11 protein-coding genes are annotated in these 15,475 nt (G+C 72.2%); 5 read left to right on the forward strand and 6 right to left on the reverse strand.

Translation table 11 applies throughout. From position 1 onward, the window contains the following. The 4 genes from ESG85_RS08480 to ESG85_RS08495 form a co-directional block, all read right to left on the reverse strand. A partial coding sequence (locus tag ESG85_RS08480; RefSeq protein ID WP_128977435.1) for a type I polyketide synthase occupies nt 1-3,792 on the reverse strand: 3,792 nt, incomplete at its 3' end. Between the two features lie 294 nt (nt 3,793-4,086). Then, nucleotides 4,087-4,455, reverse strand: coding sequence for a hypothetical protein (locus ESG85_RS08485; RefSeq protein WP_128977456.1), 369 nt, complete (start codon nt 4,453-4,455; stop codon nt 4,087-4,089). Between the two features lie 5 nt (nt 4,456-4,460). Continuing rightward, entirely contained in the window at nt 4,461-5,084 is a 624-nt protein-coding gene (locus tag ESG85_RS08490; RefSeq protein ID WP_128977436.1) for an RNA polymerase sigma factor, read from the reverse strand. A gap of 230 nt (nt 5,085-5,314) precedes the next feature. Continuing rightward, nucleotides 5,315-5,983 carry a class I SAM-dependent methyltransferase gene (locus tag ESG85_RS08495; protein ID WP_128977437.1) on the reverse strand — a complete coding sequence of 223 codons (669 nt, stop codon included), beginning with the start codon at nt 5,981-5,983 and terminating at the stop codon, nt 5,315-5,317. A gap of 106 nt (nt 5,984-6,089) precedes the next feature. Between ESG85_RS08495 and ESG85_RS08500 the strand changes: the two genes are divergently transcribed. From ESG85_RS08500 to ESG85_RS08520, 5 genes are all read left to right on the forward strand, one after another. Further along, nucleotides 6,090-8,609, forward strand: coding sequence for a hypothetical protein (locus ESG85_RS08500; protein WP_128977438.1), 2,520 nt, complete (start codon nt 6,090-6,092; stop codon nt 8,607-8,609). A gap of 278 nt (nt 8,610-8,887) precedes the next feature. Beyond that, nucleotides 8,888-10,153, forward strand: a complete 1,266-nt coding sequence (gene pcaDC / locus ESG85_RS08505) for a bifunctional 3-oxoadipate enol-lactonase/4-carboxymuconolactone decarboxylase PcaDC (RefSeq protein WP_128977439.1) — start codon at nt 8,888-8,890, stop codon at nt 10,151-10,153. 35 nt (nt 10,154-10,188) lie between these two features. Further along, entirely contained in the window at nt 10,189-10,821 is a 633-nt protein-coding gene (locus ESG85_RS08510; RefSeq protein ID WP_128977440.1) for an MBL fold metallo-hydrolase, read from the forward strand. 229 nt (nt 10,822-11,050) lie between these two features. Then, nucleotides 11,051-11,830: an exodeoxyribonuclease III gene (locus ESG85_RS08515; protein WP_128977441.1), complete on the forward strand. Its 780-nt coding sequence runs from the start codon at nt 11,051-11,053 to the stop codon at nt 11,828-11,830. A 148-nt stretch (nt 11,831-11,978) separates the two neighbouring features. Continuing rightward, nucleotides 11,979-12,416 (forward strand): DUF6278 family protein, encoded by a 438-nt coding sequence (locus ESG85_RS08520; RefSeq protein WP_128977442.1) that lies wholly within the window; start codon nt 11,979-11,981, stop codon nt 12,414-12,416. 49 nt (nt 12,417-12,465) lie between these two features. Here the strand turns inward: ESG85_RS08520 and ESG85_RS08525 are convergent, their stop codons facing one another. Next, nucleotides 12,466-14,031, reverse strand: a complete 1,566-nt coding sequence (locus ESG85_RS08525; protein ID WP_128977443.1) for an alpha/beta fold hydrolase — start codon at nt 14,029-14,031, stop codon at nt 12,466-12,468. A 145-nt stretch (nt 14,032-14,176) separates the two neighbouring features. Then, on the reverse strand, nt 14,177-15,343 hold the full coding sequence (locus tag ESG85_RS08530; protein WP_246094888.1) for a L,D-transpeptidase: 1,167 nt from the start codon (nt 15,341-15,343) through the stop codon (nt 14,177-14,179). Between the last annotated feature and the right edge of the window lie 132 nt (nt 15,344-15,475).

Here is a 15,475-nt window from a genome sequence, read left to right on the forward strand (position 1 = left end):
CGTGCCGTCCGCGTCGGCCGAGAACGACTTGCACCGCCCGTCCTCCGCCAGACCGCGCTGGCGCGAGAACTCCACGAAGATGCCCGGCGTGGACATGATGCACACACCGCCGGCCAGCGCCAGGGAGCATTCGCCGGAGCGCAGGGCGCGCACGGCGAGGTGGAGGGCGACGAGCGACGACGAGCAGGCGGTGTCGACCGTCAGGGCCGGGCCCTGGAGGCCCAGCGTGTAGGCCACGCGGCCCGAGGCGACGCTCGACGTGGTGCCCGTGAGGCCGAACCCGGCGGCACCGGCACCGGCCTCGCCGAGGCGCGGACCGTACTCCTGCGCCATGACACCGGCGAACACCCCGGTCTGCGTGCCGCGCAGGGAGTCCGGAGCGATGCCGGCCCGCTCCAGGGCCTCCCACGTCACTTCGAGGAAGGCGCGCTGCTGCGGGTCCATCGCCAGGGCCTCGCGCGGGGAGATCCCGAACAGCTCGGCGTCGAACTCCGCGGCGCCTTCGAGGAAGCCGCCGTTGCGGACGTACGTGGTGCCGACGTGGGCGGGATCCGGGTGGTAGAGACCGTCGAGGTCCCAGCCGCGGTCGGTGGGGAATCCGGAGATGACGTCCCGCTGCTCGGCCACGACCTGCCACAGCGCCTCGGGCGAGTCCACTCCGCCGGGGAAGCGGCAGCCCATGCCGACGATCACGATCGGGTCGTCCTGCCCGGCCCCGGCCTCGGGCGCCGTCTCGTCGCCGGACGCGTCGGTGAGCAGGGCGGCCAGCCGGGCGGGGCTGGGGTGGTCGTAGACGACCGTGGTGGGGAGCTTGCTCCCGGTGGCGGCGACGAGCCGGTTGCGCAGCTCGACGACCGTCGCCGAGTCGATGCCCAGCTCCTTGAACGTCCGCCGCGGCTCGATCTCGGCGGCGGACTCGTAGCCGAGGACGGCGGCGGTGTGCGCCCGTACGAGCTCAAGGGCGGCCGCGGCCGTCAGCGAGCGGCGCGTCTCGGTCTCGTCGACGTGCGTGTCGTCGGCGTACGTGTCGTCCGTCGTGTCCGTTCCGGCCGGGAGGGCCGTCCGGGGCGCCGGGGCCGGGGCGCCCGCGGGCTGCCCGGTGATCCAGTGGCGGCGCCGCTGGAAGGCGTACGTCGGGAGCTCGGCGCGCGTCGGACCGGCGGGCAGGACGGCGGACCAGTCCACCTCCGCGCCGTGGCAGAACGCCTTGCCGAACGCGAGCAGCAGCCGCTGCGGGCCGCCCTCGTCGCGGCGCAGGGTGCCGAGCGCGGTCACCGGCAGGTCCGCGGCCTCCGCGGTCTGCTGGACGGCGAGCGCGAGCACCGGGTGCGGGCTCATCTCGATGAACAGCTCGTGCCCGGAGTCGAGCAGGGCGCGTACGGCGGGCTCGAAGCCGACGGGTTCGCGCAGGTTGCGGTACCAGTAGTCGACGTCGAGCTCGGAGCCGTCCAGCGGCGTGCCGGTCACGGTGGAGTGCAGCGGCACGCTTCCGGCGCGCGGCGCGATCCCGGCGAGCTGCGCCGGCAGGGTGTCGCGCACGGCGTCGACGTGCGGGCTGTGCGAGGCGTAGGCGACCGGGACGCGCCGGGTGCGGACGTCCTCGCCGTACCGCGCGGCGAACGCGTCCAGGGCGTCTCCGTCGCCGGCGACCACGGTCATCCCGGGGGAGTTGACGGCGGCGACGCTCAGCTGCGGGTACGCGGCGAGGTCGGCGCGCACCCGGTCGGCGGGCAGCGACACCGTGAGCATGCCGCCGCCGCGTCCGGCCAGTTCGCCGAGGGCGGCGCTCCGCACGGCGATGAGCCGGGCCGCGTCGTCCAGGGTGAGGGCGCCGCTGACGGTGGCGGCGGCGATCTCGCCCTGGGAGTGGCCGACGACCGCGGCGGGTGCGACGCCCGCCGCCCGCCACAGCGCGGCGAGACCGACCATGACGGCCCAGAGGGCGGGCTGCACGACGTCGTCGCGGTCGAGGGCGGGCGCGCCGGGACGGCCGCGCAGCACGTCGGTCAGGGACCAGTCGCGGTACGGGCGGAGCGCGCGCTCGCAGTCCTCGATGACGCCGGCGAACACCGGGGCGCTGTCGAGGAGTTCGGCGGCCATGCCGGCCCACTGCGAGCCCTGGCCGGGGAAGACGAAGACGGCTTCGCGGGTGGTGCGGTGGCTGCTGCCCTGGACCGCCGCCTGCGTGACCCCGCCGTCCGCGAAGGCCCCGAGAGCGGCCAGCAGTCCGGTGCGGTCGGAGCCCACCAGGACGGCCCGGTGGCCGAAGGCGGTGCGGTCGTGGGCGAGGGCGCGGGCGATCTCGGCGGCGCCGTGCTCCGGATGGGCGGCGAGGTGGTCCCGCAGCCGTTCGGCCTGGGCGCGCAGCGCCTTCTCGCCGCGCCCGGACACGATCCAGGCGAGGGACGTGCCGAACGCGGATTCCTCACGGAATTCCCGGTCGTTCCCGGCGGTAACAGCTGCGTCCTCTGATTCTCCGTTCCACTCGCCGAGTACCAGATGGCAGTTGGTGCCGCCCATTCCGACCGAGGTCACACCCGCGACAAGCGGCCCGTCGGACGCCGACCACGGCTTGTTTCCGGTGAAGGCGGTGATCCGTAGATCGTCAAAGGGAATCTGCGGATTCGGCGAGCGATAATTCAAGGTCGGGACGAGTTCCCGCTCCCTGACGCACAGAATGGTCTTGATGAGTCCCGCGATACCGGAGGCGCCTTCGAGGTGTCCGATGTTCGTCTTGACGGAACCGAGGCGGAGGGGATTGCCGGGCGTGCGGGACGAGGCGAAAACGGCGCCCAGCGCGGAGGCTTCGACGGGATCTCCGACGCGGGTGCCCGAGCCGTGGATTTCCACGTACTGGGCGTGTTCCAGTGGAATTCCCGCGTCTTCCCACGCGTCACGGATGACGCGCTCCTGTGCCTTTCCGTCGGGAGTGGGAAGGGTGTCGCTGGCACCGTCGCTGCCGACGGCGCCGCCGTGCAGGAGGCAGAGGACGCGGTCCCCGTCGGCGACGGCCCGGCGGAGGAGCTTCAGCGCCACCACGCCGCCGCCCTCGCCGCGTACGTACCCGTTGGCACGGGCGTCGAGGGCGTGACATCGACCGTCGGGCGAGAGGCTGCCGAAGGCCTCGAGGGCATGGGTGCTCTCCGGGGCGAGGTTCAGGTTGACGCCGCCGGCCAGGGCCACGACGGACTCGCCGCGGCGCAGGCTCTCGCAGGCCAGGTGCACCGCGACCAGCGCGGACGACTGCGCGGTGTCGACCACCATGCTGGGGCCCTGCAGGTCGAGGGCGTAGGAGATCCGGTTGGCGATGATGCCGCGGTGCAGGCCGGTCACCGTGTGCGCGGAGGTGGCGCCGGGGCCGGCCGCGTGGGTCAGGGCCGCGTAGTCGTCGGCGATCGCGCCGACGAAGACGCCGGTGGGGGTGCCGGCGAGCGAGGCGGGCACGATGCGGGCGTCCTCGAGCGCCTCCCAGGCCAGTTCGAGGGCGAGCCGCTGCTGGGGGTCCATCGCGGCGGCTTCCCGCGGCGATATGCCGAAGAACTCGGCATCGAAGGTGTCGACACGCGGAAGAAAACCTCCGGGGCGCGGTGACCCGTCGGGTAATGTGGCGAGATGCGCGCGATCCGCGGGTGGTTCCGATATGGCGTCGCGGCCGTTCTTGAGAAGATCCCAGAATTCCGCGGGGTTCGCCCCGCCGGGAAAACGGCAGGAGAGTCCGACGACGGCAACGGTCCGGTCGTCGATTCCGTCAGGTGTGGGTGCTGCCGCCGGTATTCGGGCATGGCGGATCATGGTTTGCTGCTCCCCCCGTGAAGCACGTTGAACGGCGCGGCCGACTCGGCGGTCCAGCCAGATTCGATTCGGACCCTAGCACCGAGTCGGCGCTCCGTAAACCAAAGGCCACGGCGTGAAGTCGGCATGCGGAAATAGGCATTCCGGACAGCCGGGGGGAGTGTCGGTGATTCTCGTAACCATCCTGTCAACGACGCGTAAACGACGCTTCCCCGCGATGAGCGCGTGCCGACGGGAGGGGGGTGCTCCGGGGACGTCCCCGGCGGGCGGTCCACGGCACGGGCCGTGGACCGGTCACCGGGAAGCGGCCGGAACCCCGGCGTCGGCGGCGTGCCCCTCGGCGCCCTTCGCCGCCGGGTGCGCCTTGCTGATGGTGCAGACGCCGTCGACGCACTGACGCTCGAGGCGGCCGCGGGAGATGGTCTGCACGAGGCCGACCATCCAGCAGGTGGGGCAGCCCTTGAAGGCGATCAGCGACAGCGGGGCCGCGAGCAGGACGGCCGGGCCGGCCACCGGCACCATGGCGATCGAGCCGATGATCAGCCCGAAGCCGATGACGCCGCGCGCCAGGTGGCGCGGGACGGACTTGCTGGCGAAGTTCGGCGCCGCGGGCTTCGCGGACGCGGGAACCTGAACCTGGAGCTGCGTGGGAGCGGTCTTCACGGTGTTCACGGTCGTGGGTCTCCTCCGGCGTGTCGGCCGGGAGCGTCGTCCGACGCCCGACCGGCGGTCTGGTCGAGTGGTGGTTCGGTCACGGTGAGTGACTGGCGCAGGGTCGCGCGGGCCCGGTGCAGCCGCGACTTCATCGCGGCGGTGCTCAGACCGAGCGTGCTCGCGACCGTCTTGCCCGGCAGGCCCTGGATGTCACGCATGATCAGGACCTGCCGCTGCTCACGCGGAAGGGCGCCGACCGCCGCGGCGATCCGCTCCACCTCCAGCCGGTGCAGCACCGCTTCCTCGGCCGAAGGCTCCGCGCCGGCCTCCGGCTCGGCCGGCGTCTCGTCGCTCCGCGCGACGAGCAGCCGGACCTGCCGGAGGCATTCGTTGCGCACGATCCGGAACATCCATGAGGCGAGCGCGCCGGTGGCCCGCAAGGTGCCGATCTTCCTGTAGAGGATGATCAACGCCTCCTGTGCCGCGTCCTCCGCGTCCTGCGGCGACGCGCACAGCGAGATGGCGAACTTGCGCACATGAGGCTGCGACTCCATGACGACGGTGGTGAGCGACGAGACGTCACCGTCCTGCGCTGCCTTGATCAAACGGTCGTCGGGCCAACGGAAGCGTGGATTCATGGGTCAACTCATACCCGGAAGGCGCGCCGCGCGCAGGGCGCGGGTCAGGCGCGGCTCTTCTTGAAGCGGCGCAGCAGGTGCCAGCTGCAGGCGCCCACGGCCAGGACTCCGACGACGATGAGCGCAGTGATCATTGCTGTTTCCTCCCGGTTCGGCCGGCCCGTTCGGCCGGTACACACATAGGAGGAGGCGAGGTCCGGAAAGGATTCGCGTCCGGCGGAGATTTTTTTTCAGCCCGGCTTCCTGGCCATGACGACCACGCCCGGCCCGGTGTGCTCGTCCGCGGGGAGCCGGAGCTCGGCGACCGTGTGCAGTCCGGCCCGCTCGATGAGGTCCACGAACTGCTCCGGCCGCCACCAGTGCGTCGTCCAGCGCACGGACACGCCCCCGTACGCCTCGGTGCGCACCCGGTCCCCGTCGCCGACGTGCGTCGCGGTGAGGAAGTATCCGCCCGGCTGCAGCGCCCGGGCGAACGAGGCGAGAACCTGCGGGAGCACGTCACGGGGCAGGTTGAACAGCGACCACCACCCGAGCACGCCGGCCAAGGAGCCCTCGGCGAGCTCGAGTTCGGTGGCGGAGGCGACGTCGAAACGGCACCGCGGATGGAGCCGGCGGGCGTTCTCGATCATGCGGGGGGAGAGGTCGACCCCGGACACGTCGAGCCCGCGTTCGTCGAGGTAGGCGGTCACGGTGCCGGGCCCGCAGCCGACGTCGAGAACGGCCCCGAGGCCGCCCACGCTGTCGGCGAAGGCGTCGACCGACGCCTTGAGCCAGGGATGCCGGCGGATGTCGCCGATCCCGGTGGTCAGGACCATGTCGGCGTAGTTGTCCGCGACCCGGTCGTAGGAGTCGCGTACGACGTCGAGATCGGCGGGCCGGTCGATTCGGTGAGCGCGCATCGGCCAAGAGTAGAAGGGCGCGACGAGCCCGGCCGCGTCGGTGGGAGCCAAGTCGGCCTGAATCGCGTCACTCAGGTGTCAGACCTCACGTGAGAAAGAAGACACGATGCTCAGACAGAGGCTGCAGTCGGTGCTCTCCGCGCTGACCGGCATCCTGGTGGTGGGCGGGCTCGTGGCCATGACGCCCCAGGTCGCTCAGGCCGACGAACTTCCCCTGCCCCTGCCCTCTCCCAACTCCTGCACCCCGGGACCCTGGTACCTGACCCAGCACTACGAGGAGTTCGCACCGGCCGACGGACCCTGGCGGGTGGCGCCGGGAGACAACCTCGAGGTGACCGTCACCAAGTCCCGCACCATCGAGGTCGGCGCCCAGCTCACCGTCGGCGTGTCGGCCGAGTGGGCCGTGGCCAAGGTCAACGCCGAACTCGGTATCAGCACGAAGGTCTCGTGGCAGAGCTCGGTGGGGCTCAAGACCAACACCAACTCCCCGGCCCACGAGGTGACCCACGTCTACTACGGCGTCTTCACCGAACGCGTCCTCATGGAACGCAAGTGGTACCCGGCCGGCTGCAACAAGGGATGGCCGTACGACCTGCGGAGCTTCCAGACCGCCATGTGGGTTCAGTTCCCCAAGGCCGAGGGGTTCAAGAAGGTCTCGGTGGCCCTGGGGCGGGGTGGTATGGGCATACCCGGTACCACCAACCCGCCCGTTCCGCCGCAGCCACAGCCGGTGACGTCGGTGCACGGCCTGGCCGACGGAACGCTCCTGCACACCACGGACACCAAGCGCATCTACAAGATGGTCGGTGGCGCGCCGGTCTGGCAGGCCACCTGTGACAGCGGCATCTGCGACTCCCAGCCGCGTCCCACGTACCAGTCGGTCATCGACGCGGGTCCGAAGACACCGCGCAACGGCTCGTCCGCCATCGACCAGCGCGGCCGGATCTACATCTACGTGGGCGGTGCGCCGCTGCATCAGTCGCACTGCAACTCCCCGGTCAACTGCGGGCGGCCGCCGAAGATCTCGGACTGGTCCATCGACGCCCGTGACCACATGAACCTGGTCCCGGCCGACGGCAACCTGGTTCAGGGCTGGAACGCCGGGAACGCGACGCCCGTCGCGCAGACCGTCGGTGGGGCGCGGCTCAACTTCGCCTCGCCGCAGGAGGTCATCGACACGGGCTTCGGCACGGACTGGCCCTCCAAGGTCGTCATCGTGTCGGACTACTCGTTCAACAACCTCGGAACGATCCCGGCGGACGGCACGCTCGTCCAGGGAACGGGCGGCGGTGCCTCGACCCCGGTGGCCATGTTCGTGGCAGGCTCGCGCATCAACTTCGCCACGCCCGAGGAAGTGGTCGAGACGGGGTACGGGACGAACTGGCGCGACAAGGTGCGTGCGATCCCGAGCCGGGCCTTCAACGAGTTCCGCGCCGACATCCCGCCGGACGGCTCGCTCATCCAGGGCGTCGCGAACGGCGTACCGACGCCTGTGGCGATGTTGCTCGGCGGCGCGCGGGTCAACTTCGCCTCGCCGCAGGAGGTCATCGACTCGGGCTTCGGCACCGACTGGGCCTCGAAGGTCCGGACGGTGCCGACGCGCGCGTTCAACATGATCCGCGCCGACGTGCCCGACGACGGCACGCTGATCCAGGGAACGGGCGGGAGCTCGCCCGTCGCCGCGATCATCGGTGGCGCGCGGGTCAACTTCGCCTCGCCGCAGGAGGTCATCGACTCCGGTTTCGGCACCGACTGGGCCACGAAGGTCCGCGCGCTCCCCGCCCGGGCGTTCAGCCTGATCCCCGACCGGATCGCGGACGGTACGCGGGTGAAGAAGGCCGGTGCCACGTCGCAGGCGGGCATCGTCGGGGGTGCGAAGGTGCCGTTCGCGTCGATGGACGAGCTGATCGCCTGCGGGTTCGGGGACAAGCGGATGTGGACCATCCCCGATCGCGTGTGGGACGCGCTCACCACCAAGATCGCGGACGGCACCCGGCTGAAGAAGGCCGGGTGGTCGTCGGAGGCCGCGGTCGTCGGCGGCGCGAGGGTGGACTTCTACACGGAAGCCGAACGCAACGACGCCGGCTACGGCGGCGTCACGCTCCAGTACGTCCCGGCCCGGGTGTGGGACGCGATGACGACGAGGATCGCGGACGGCACGCGCATCGCGAAGAGCGGGTGGTCGTCGGAGGCCGCGGTCGTCGGCGGCGCGAGGGTGGACTTCTCCACGGAGGCCGAACGCAACGACGCCGGCTACGGCACCAAGCCCCGCCAGGTCGTCCCGGTCCGGGTGTGGGACGCGCTCCCGCTGCGGATCGCGGACGGTACGCGGGTGAAGAAGGCCGGTGCCACGTCGCAGGCGGGCATCGTCGGGGGCGCGAAGGTGCCGTTCGCGTCGATGGACGAGCTGATCGCGTCCGGGTTCGGGGACAAGCCGATGTGGACCATTCCGGACCGGGTGTGGGACGCGCTTCCCACCCGGTTCGCGGACGGCACCCTGCTCAAGGCGCCTGACTCGTCGACGGTTTGGCGGATGCTCGACGGCAAGAGGGCCGAGATCACCGATCCGTCCGGAACCGTATGGGTCGTACCCCGGCGGATTCTGGACGCCGTTCCCCAAGGCTGACCAGCACGGTCGGCGGGGCGGGGCGGGGCGGGGCAGGGAAGGTGAGCTTCCCTGCCCCGCTTGTTCCCGGCGACGGCCGGCTGGCCGGCTCCGTAGCCGGGCCGGACGACCTTCGTGGCGCTGCCGCTACGTGGGCGGTTTCCGGGGGATGCCGGGGGCTGCCGGGGGTCTCCGGCGGAGCCGTGGGGCGCCGCCGGCCCCAGCGCCGGTGCAGGAACGGGGCCGCCAGGTTCGACCCGGCGACGTGAGAGCCCGTGGAAGATGAGAGGCTCGGGAGGGTGAGTGAGACACCGACGAACACCCTCCAACACCGCGTAGACGGCCGAGACGACGCCCCGGTCCTGGTCCTGGGGCCCTCGCTCGGCACGACCTGGCACATGTGGGACCGGCAGATACCCGAGCTCACCCGTACCTGGCGGGTCGTCCGCTTCGACCTGCCCGGCCACGGCGGCGCGCCCGCACAGCCGGCCGGCTCCGTCGCCGAGCTCGGCGACCGGCTGCTCGCCACCCTCGACGGGCTCGGCATCCAGCGCTTCTGCTACGCCGGCTGCTCCCTCGGCGGCGCCGTCGGCCTCGACCTCGCGCTCCGGGCGCCGCAGCGGGTCGCGTCGCTCGCCCTCGTCGCCACCTCGCCCCGCTTCGGCAGCGCCGACGAGTTCCGGCAGCGCGGCGTGCTCGTCCGTACCAACGGCCTCGAACCCATGGCCCGCACCGCCCCCGAACAGTGGTTCACGCCCGCCTTCGCCGGCGCCCAGCCCGCCATCGTCGACTGGGCCGTGCAGATGGTCCGCACCACCGACCCCTCCTGCTACGTCGCCGCCTGCGAAGCGCTCGCCGTCTTCGACGTCCGCGAGGCCCTCGAACGGATCGGCGTGCCCGTCCTGGTCCTGGTCGGCGCCGACGACCGGATCACCGGGCCCGCCGAGGCCCGCACCCTCGTCGCCGGCATTCCCGACGCCCGGCTCGCCGTCGTCCCCGGCGCCTCCCACCTGGCGCCCGTCGAGCAGCCCGCCGCCGTCACGGAACTGCTCACCGGCCACTTCGCGCCGCTCGCCCAGGACACCCACGGCGCCCTCACCCCGCCCGCCATGCCGCCGGTCGCCGTCCCCGCCGCCCCGCCGGCCGCGACCGAACCGGCGGCGCCGGCGGACGAGGACGAGGAGCCCCGTCCCGACCCGTACGAGACCGGCCTCAAGCTGCGCCGCGAGGTGCTCGGCGACGCCCATGTCGACGAGGCCCTCGCCGATCCGTTCGGCGCCGACTTCCAGAACCTCGTCACCCGCTACGCGTGGGGCGAGGTCTGGAGCCGGGACGGCCTGGACCGCCGCACCCGCAGCGCCGTCACCGTCGCCGCCCTCGTCGCCGGCGGTCACCACGAGGCCCTCGCCGACCACACCCGCGCCGCGCTCCGCAACGGCCTGTCCCCGGCCGAGCTGCGCGAGATCCTCCTCCAGACCGCGGTCTACTGCGGCCTGCCCGCCGCCGAGAGCGCCCTGCGGGTCGTCCGCCGCGTGATCGAGGAGGACACCACACCTCCGGCCTGAGCGGCCGTCCGCGGCGCACCCCCTAGGCTGCGGCCGTGAAGCTGACCAAGAACACCCACGCCTGCGTCCGCCTGGAGAAGGAAGGGCGGACGCTCGTCATCGACCCCGGGATGTTCACCGAGGAGGACGCCGCCCTCGGCGCGGACGTCCTCCTCGTCACCCACGAGCACCCGGACCACTTCGACGAGGGGCGGCTGCGGGCGGCCCTCGACGCCGACCCGGCCGTCGAACTGTGGACCCTGCGGAGCGTCGCCGAGCAGCTGGCGGCGGCGTTCCCCGGCCGCGTCCACACCGTCGGCGACGGCGACGCCTTCTCCGCCGCCGGATTCGACGTCCAGGTGCACGGCGAGCTGCACGCCGTGATCCACCCGGACATCCCGCGGGTCACCAACGTCGGCTACCTGATCGACGGGACCGTCTTCCACCCCGGCGACGCGCTCACCCTGCCCGGCCGGCCGGTGGAGACCCTGTTCCTGCCGGTCATGGCGCCGTGGAACAAGATCTCCGAGGTGATCGACTACGTACGTGAGGTCAAGCCGCTCCGCGCGTACGACATCCACGACGCCCTCCTCACCGACCTGGCCCGGCCGATCTACGACCGCCAGATCGGCGCCCTCGGCGGCACCGACCACCGCAGGCTCACCCCGGGCGACTCCGCCGAGCTCTGACGGTCCCGATGACCGGGGCAGGCGCCCCGGCCGACGGCCCCTCCCGGTACGGGCGGCCCACGGGCCGGGACCCGGCCCCGCACGCCTGCCGACGGCCCCTCCCCGTACGGCCGCCCGACGGCCCGCCCCGCACACCCGCCCGGACGGCCCGCCCCCGCACACCCGCCCCGAGGGCCGACCCCGCGCCGCCGCCCGCCGACTGTCACACCCCGCCGTTAGGCTTGCGCACATGCGCATCGCCACGTGGAACGTCAACTCGATCACCGCCCGGCTGCCCCGGCTCCTGGCCTGGCTGGAGAGCAGCGGCACCGACGTGCTGTGCATCCAGGAGACCAAGTGCACCGCCGAGCAGTTCCCCGCCGAGGAGCTGCGCGAGCTGGGGTACGAGTCGGTGGTCAACGCCACCGGCCGGTGGAACGGGGTCGCCCTCGTCTCCCGGGCCGGCCTGGCGGACGTCGTCACCGGGCTGCCCGGCGGCCCGGACTACGAGGGCGTCCAGGAACCGCGGGCGATCTCGGCGACCTGCGGCCCGGTCCGCGTCTGGTCGGTGTACGTGCCGAACGGCCGGGAGGTGGCGCACGACCACTACGCGTACAAGCTGCGCTGGCTGGAGGCCCTGAAGGCGGCCGTCGCCGAGGACGCGGCGGGCGACCGGCCCTTCGCCGTCCTGGGCGACTTCAACATCGCCCCGACCGACGACGACGTCTGGGACATCTCCCTGTTCGAGGGCGCCACCCACGTCACCCAGCCGGAGCGGGCCGCGCTCGCCGGACTGCGCGAGGCCGGCCTCGGCGACGTGGTGCCGCGCCCGCTGAAGTACGACCACCCGTACACGTACTGGGACTACCGCCAGCTGTGCTTCCCGAAGAACAAGGGCATGCGCATCGACCTGGTCTACGGCAACAAGTCCTTCGCCGACGCGGTCAAGGACGGCTACGTCGACCGCGAGGAGCGCAAGGGCAAGGGCGCGTCCGACCACGCCCCGGTCGTCGTCGACCTCGACGTCTAGGACCTCGACCTCCAGGGCGTCTCTTCCGGATCGTGGCCGGGTCCGGAAGAAGCGGCCCGGCCGTGTCGACCCGCAGCGGCCCGCCCGGGCCCGGTGATCTCCGCGCGCCGGGTGGTGCCCTCCCGGCAGGAAATGCGACGCTGTTCGGATGAACATTCCTTTCCTGGACAACTGGCGCAAGAGGCATGAAGCGGAACGGTCCCCTCTGGTCCCGGTCTTCGACCGCGATCCGGAGGGAGCCGCCGAACTGCTCGCCGAGTGCGAGCTGCTGCGCGCCCGTGCCCAGGAGGCGGGAGTGACGCTCGACGACACCCCGCGCTCGCTCGCGGCGCTCGACCAGCTGCCGCCGCGCTGGCGCGAGGACCCGGAGGAACTGCCCTGGGTCGGGAACGACGCGGGCCTCTACCTCGGCACCGTGATCGTTCGGACCGTGCGCGGCGCCGGATGGCGGCTGCGGCCGGACGGCCAGCCGGTGGTGCTGTTGGCCTCCGGCCGCGAGATCAACGTGGTCGCCGCCGGGCTCGACTGGGCCACGACGGGGACGCCCGAGCTCTTCCAGGTCTACGCCGAGTCCGCCGAGTCCTGAACCGCCGGGCGCCCCGCACGGGCCCTGCCCGCCCGGCAGCAGCCGAAGGTCACTCCGCGCGCAACGGCACCGACACGTAGCTCGGGTCGGCCGCCGGCGAGGAGAAGGTCAGCTGCGCGCCGGTCGGGTTGTGCTCGATGTACAGCGGGTCGACGGTGTCGACGACCAGCGCGAGCCGGTGACCGGCCGGCACGTCGTAGGCCGTGGAGAACAGGTCCAGGTCGACGGCGAACGGCTGCCCCGGCTTCCTGTCGTGGAAGGTGTACGGGGCGTGGGTGACCAGCTTGCCGATGCCGAGCGGGCCCACGTCGTACAGGTAGGCGACGAAGGTGCCGCTCTCCGCGGTCGGGGTGACCGTGGTGTGCAGCCGCGCCGTGCCGCGCACCCGCTGCGCCGAGTCGTACCGTCCGGACTGCCACACGGCCGCGAAGGCGCGGGGGAGCAGCGGGACGGAGGCGGTCGGCGGGGCCTGGAAGAACTGGTCGAGGAGGTTGGAGAGCAGGACGACGCCGCCGTTCGCGCCGGAGTCGACGTTCGCCCAGAGGTGCTCGGAGTCGGTGAGCGCGAACTTCCGCTGGTTCGCGTGGACGGACTTCCAGTCCGGGTAGCCCTCGTAGCCGGCGTCGGAGCGCGGCTTGAGCCGGACGGGCCGCTCGCGGTCGATGCCGTTGTCCACGCCCTTGAGGTGGTGGTCGAACCAGCGGTGGGCGCTGGTCCAGGTGTCGTTGGGCAGGCCGAGCAGTCCGGTGGCCTCCGCGGTGGCGTGGTCGCCGGGGCGGAACTCCAGGCGCTTGGGGCCGCTGAGCTTCTCGTAGAAGCTCGCGAACTGGTTGGGCGGGAAGATCGTGTCGCCCCAGGCGTTGCCGAGCATGATCGCGGGCCGGTTGGCGTTGATCGCGTCGAGGTACGTGGCCGCGGACCGCTCGCGGCCCCAGGCGATCATCTCGTCCTCCTTGTCCAGGTTGGAGGAGAGGAAGTCGCCCAGGACCTCGCGGAGTTCGGGACCGGGCCGGCCGGTGAGGTATCCGGCCCCGCCGAGCAGGGCGGCGGCCTGGAGGTGCTGGGTGCGGCCGCTGTAGATGGAGTCGATGAGGTCGGCCCAGCCGCTGAGCGCGGCGACGGCCCTGACCCGCTTGTCGTGGGCGGCGGTGAGCAGGCTGATGCCGGCGCCGTACGAGACACCCGCCATGCCGACCCTGGCGGGGTCCGCGGGCGTGTGGGCGAGGGCCCAGTCGATGACGAGGGACGCGTCCGCGACGTCCTTCGGTCCGGCGGTCTCGATCTCGCCGCCGGACTGCCAGAAGCCGCGCGAGTTGTAACTCACCACGACGTAGCCGGAGTCGGCGAGCTTCTGGGCCTGGGCGAGGTACTCGACCTGGGGCATGGCCCAGCTCGTCGGGAGCACGATCACCGGGTAGCGGGCGGAGCCGTCGGCCCCGGCGGGGGTGACGACGTTGGCCTTGAGCACGGTGCCGCCGTCGCCCGCGATGTCGACGAAGCGAACGGTGGTGCCGCCGGACTCGGCGGTGGTGGCCGCGCCGGCGGCGGGGGCGAGCCCGAGGGCCGTCCCGGCCACGAGGGCGGCCGAGACGGCGAAGGACAGGGCAGTGCGCACGGGTCACTCCTCACTGGTTCACTGAGTGGGGGGCAGTGAAGGGAATGGGGGGCAGTGAAAGTGACCCGACGGTAACCGTGATGGCTTACCCGAGGTAACGTCTCGACGAGTTACGCATGGGTAACGATTGGCGGAAACACCACCCTCAGCGCAGGGCGCTCCTGGCCCGCCACTCGGCCCACGACAGGTTCCACGCGCCGTAGCCGTTGTTCACGGCCTGCGTGCCCTTGGCGTCGGAACCCGTGATCTCGAACGGATCGCCCACCTGCACCGCGTCGTACACGGCCTTCGCGTTCGCGTCGCTCATGCCGATGCAGCCAGAGCTCATGTTCGCGCGGCCGAAGTACCTGGCGTTCCACGGCGCCGCGTGCGCGTACATGCCCGACCAGGTCAGCCGCATCGAGTAGTCGACCATCTTGTCGTAGGCGTCGCCGAGCCCGACGGTCTCCGAGCGCATGTTGATCGTGCCCTCCTTCGCCATCAGCACCGGCTTCCCGCGCCACGAGGCCTTCTCGCCGCCGGGCGTTCCGGCCGACATGGGCACGTCCTTGACGACCTGGCCGTCCCGCAGCAGCTTCAGCCGGTGGGTGTCCAGGTCGACCTTGACGAGCTGGTTCCTGCCCACGGTGAAGGCCGTCGTGTAGTCGCGGACGAACCAGCCGCCGGCGGCACCCGAGTCGACGCCGTCGAGTTCGGCGTTCAGCGTCACCTTGGTGCCGGACTTCCAGTGCTCCTTCGGCCGCCAGTCCACCCGGTCCTTGCCCGACCAGTCCTGCATCCAGCCCCAGGAGCCCTCGGTGCCGTTCGAGGTCGTCACCTTCAACTGCCGCTCCACGGCGGCCTTGTTCTTCACCGGGTGGTCGAAGACGATCGACAGCGGCTGGCCGATGCCGACCGTGGTGTTCTTGCCGGGCGCCAGCGTCAGCTTGTTCACGCGCTCCGGCTCCGCGGTGGCGAACGACGCCTTCGCGCTGCCGCCGTCCGTGTCCCGCACCTCGACCGCGTACGAGGTTCCCGGCGCGGCCGGACGCAGCGAGGTCCAGGTCCTGCCGTCGGCGGCGACCTTCCCGGCCAGGTTCCCGCCCTCGTCGTCGGTGACCGTCACCTGTCGCAGCCCCGGCCCCTCGGCGAGCGTCACCACCACCGGCGCACCGGCCTTCGCCTGCTCGCCGGTCAGGTTCACCGTCACCCGCGTCCGCGGCGCCTTGTCGCCGCCCCCTCCGGCCCCGCCCGAGCCCCCCGCCCCGCCACTGCCGCCGCACCCGCCGAGGGTGACGGCGAGCGCGGTGGTGACGAGCAGGGCGGCGGGCACGGATATGCGGCTCACGGAAAACGACCTCCGGTGGTGATCTCTTACGGGAGGAGAGAGCCCGGAAGACCGGCGCCGGTTCCGTACATGTGCCCTATTTCTGGGATGTCGGGTGTGACATGGGCGACGTCACCG

Origin of the sequence: Streptomyces roseicoloratus (assembly GCF_004117935.1) — a bacterium.
GTDB lineage: Bacteria > Actinomycetota > Actinomycetes > Streptomycetales > Streptomycetaceae > Streptomyces > Streptomyces roseicoloratus.

What these genes read in the sequence shown, in the direction of transcription:
- ESG85_RS08490 (WP_128977436.1), bottom strand. Translation starts at nt 5,084, where the DNA reads ATGAATCCACGCTTCCGTTGGCCCGACGACCGTTTGATCAAGGCAGCG.
- ESG85_RS08495 (WP_128977437.1), bottom strand. Translation starts at nt 5,983, where the DNA reads ATGCGCGCTCACCGAATCGACCGGCCCGCCGATCTCGACGTCGTACGC.
- ESG85_RS08500 (WP_128977438.1), top strand. Translation starts at nt 6,090, where the DNA reads ATGCTCAGACAGAGGCTGCAGTCGGTGCTCTCCGCGCTGACCGGCATC.
- ESG85_RS08515 (WP_128977441.1), top strand. Translation starts at nt 11,051, where the DNA reads ATGCGCATCGCCACGTGGAACGTCAACTCGATCACCGCCCGGCTGCCC.
- ESG85_RS08520 (WP_128977442.1), top strand. Translation starts at nt 11,979, where the DNA reads ATGAACATTCCTTTCCTGGACAACTGGCGCAAGAGGCATGAAGCGGAA.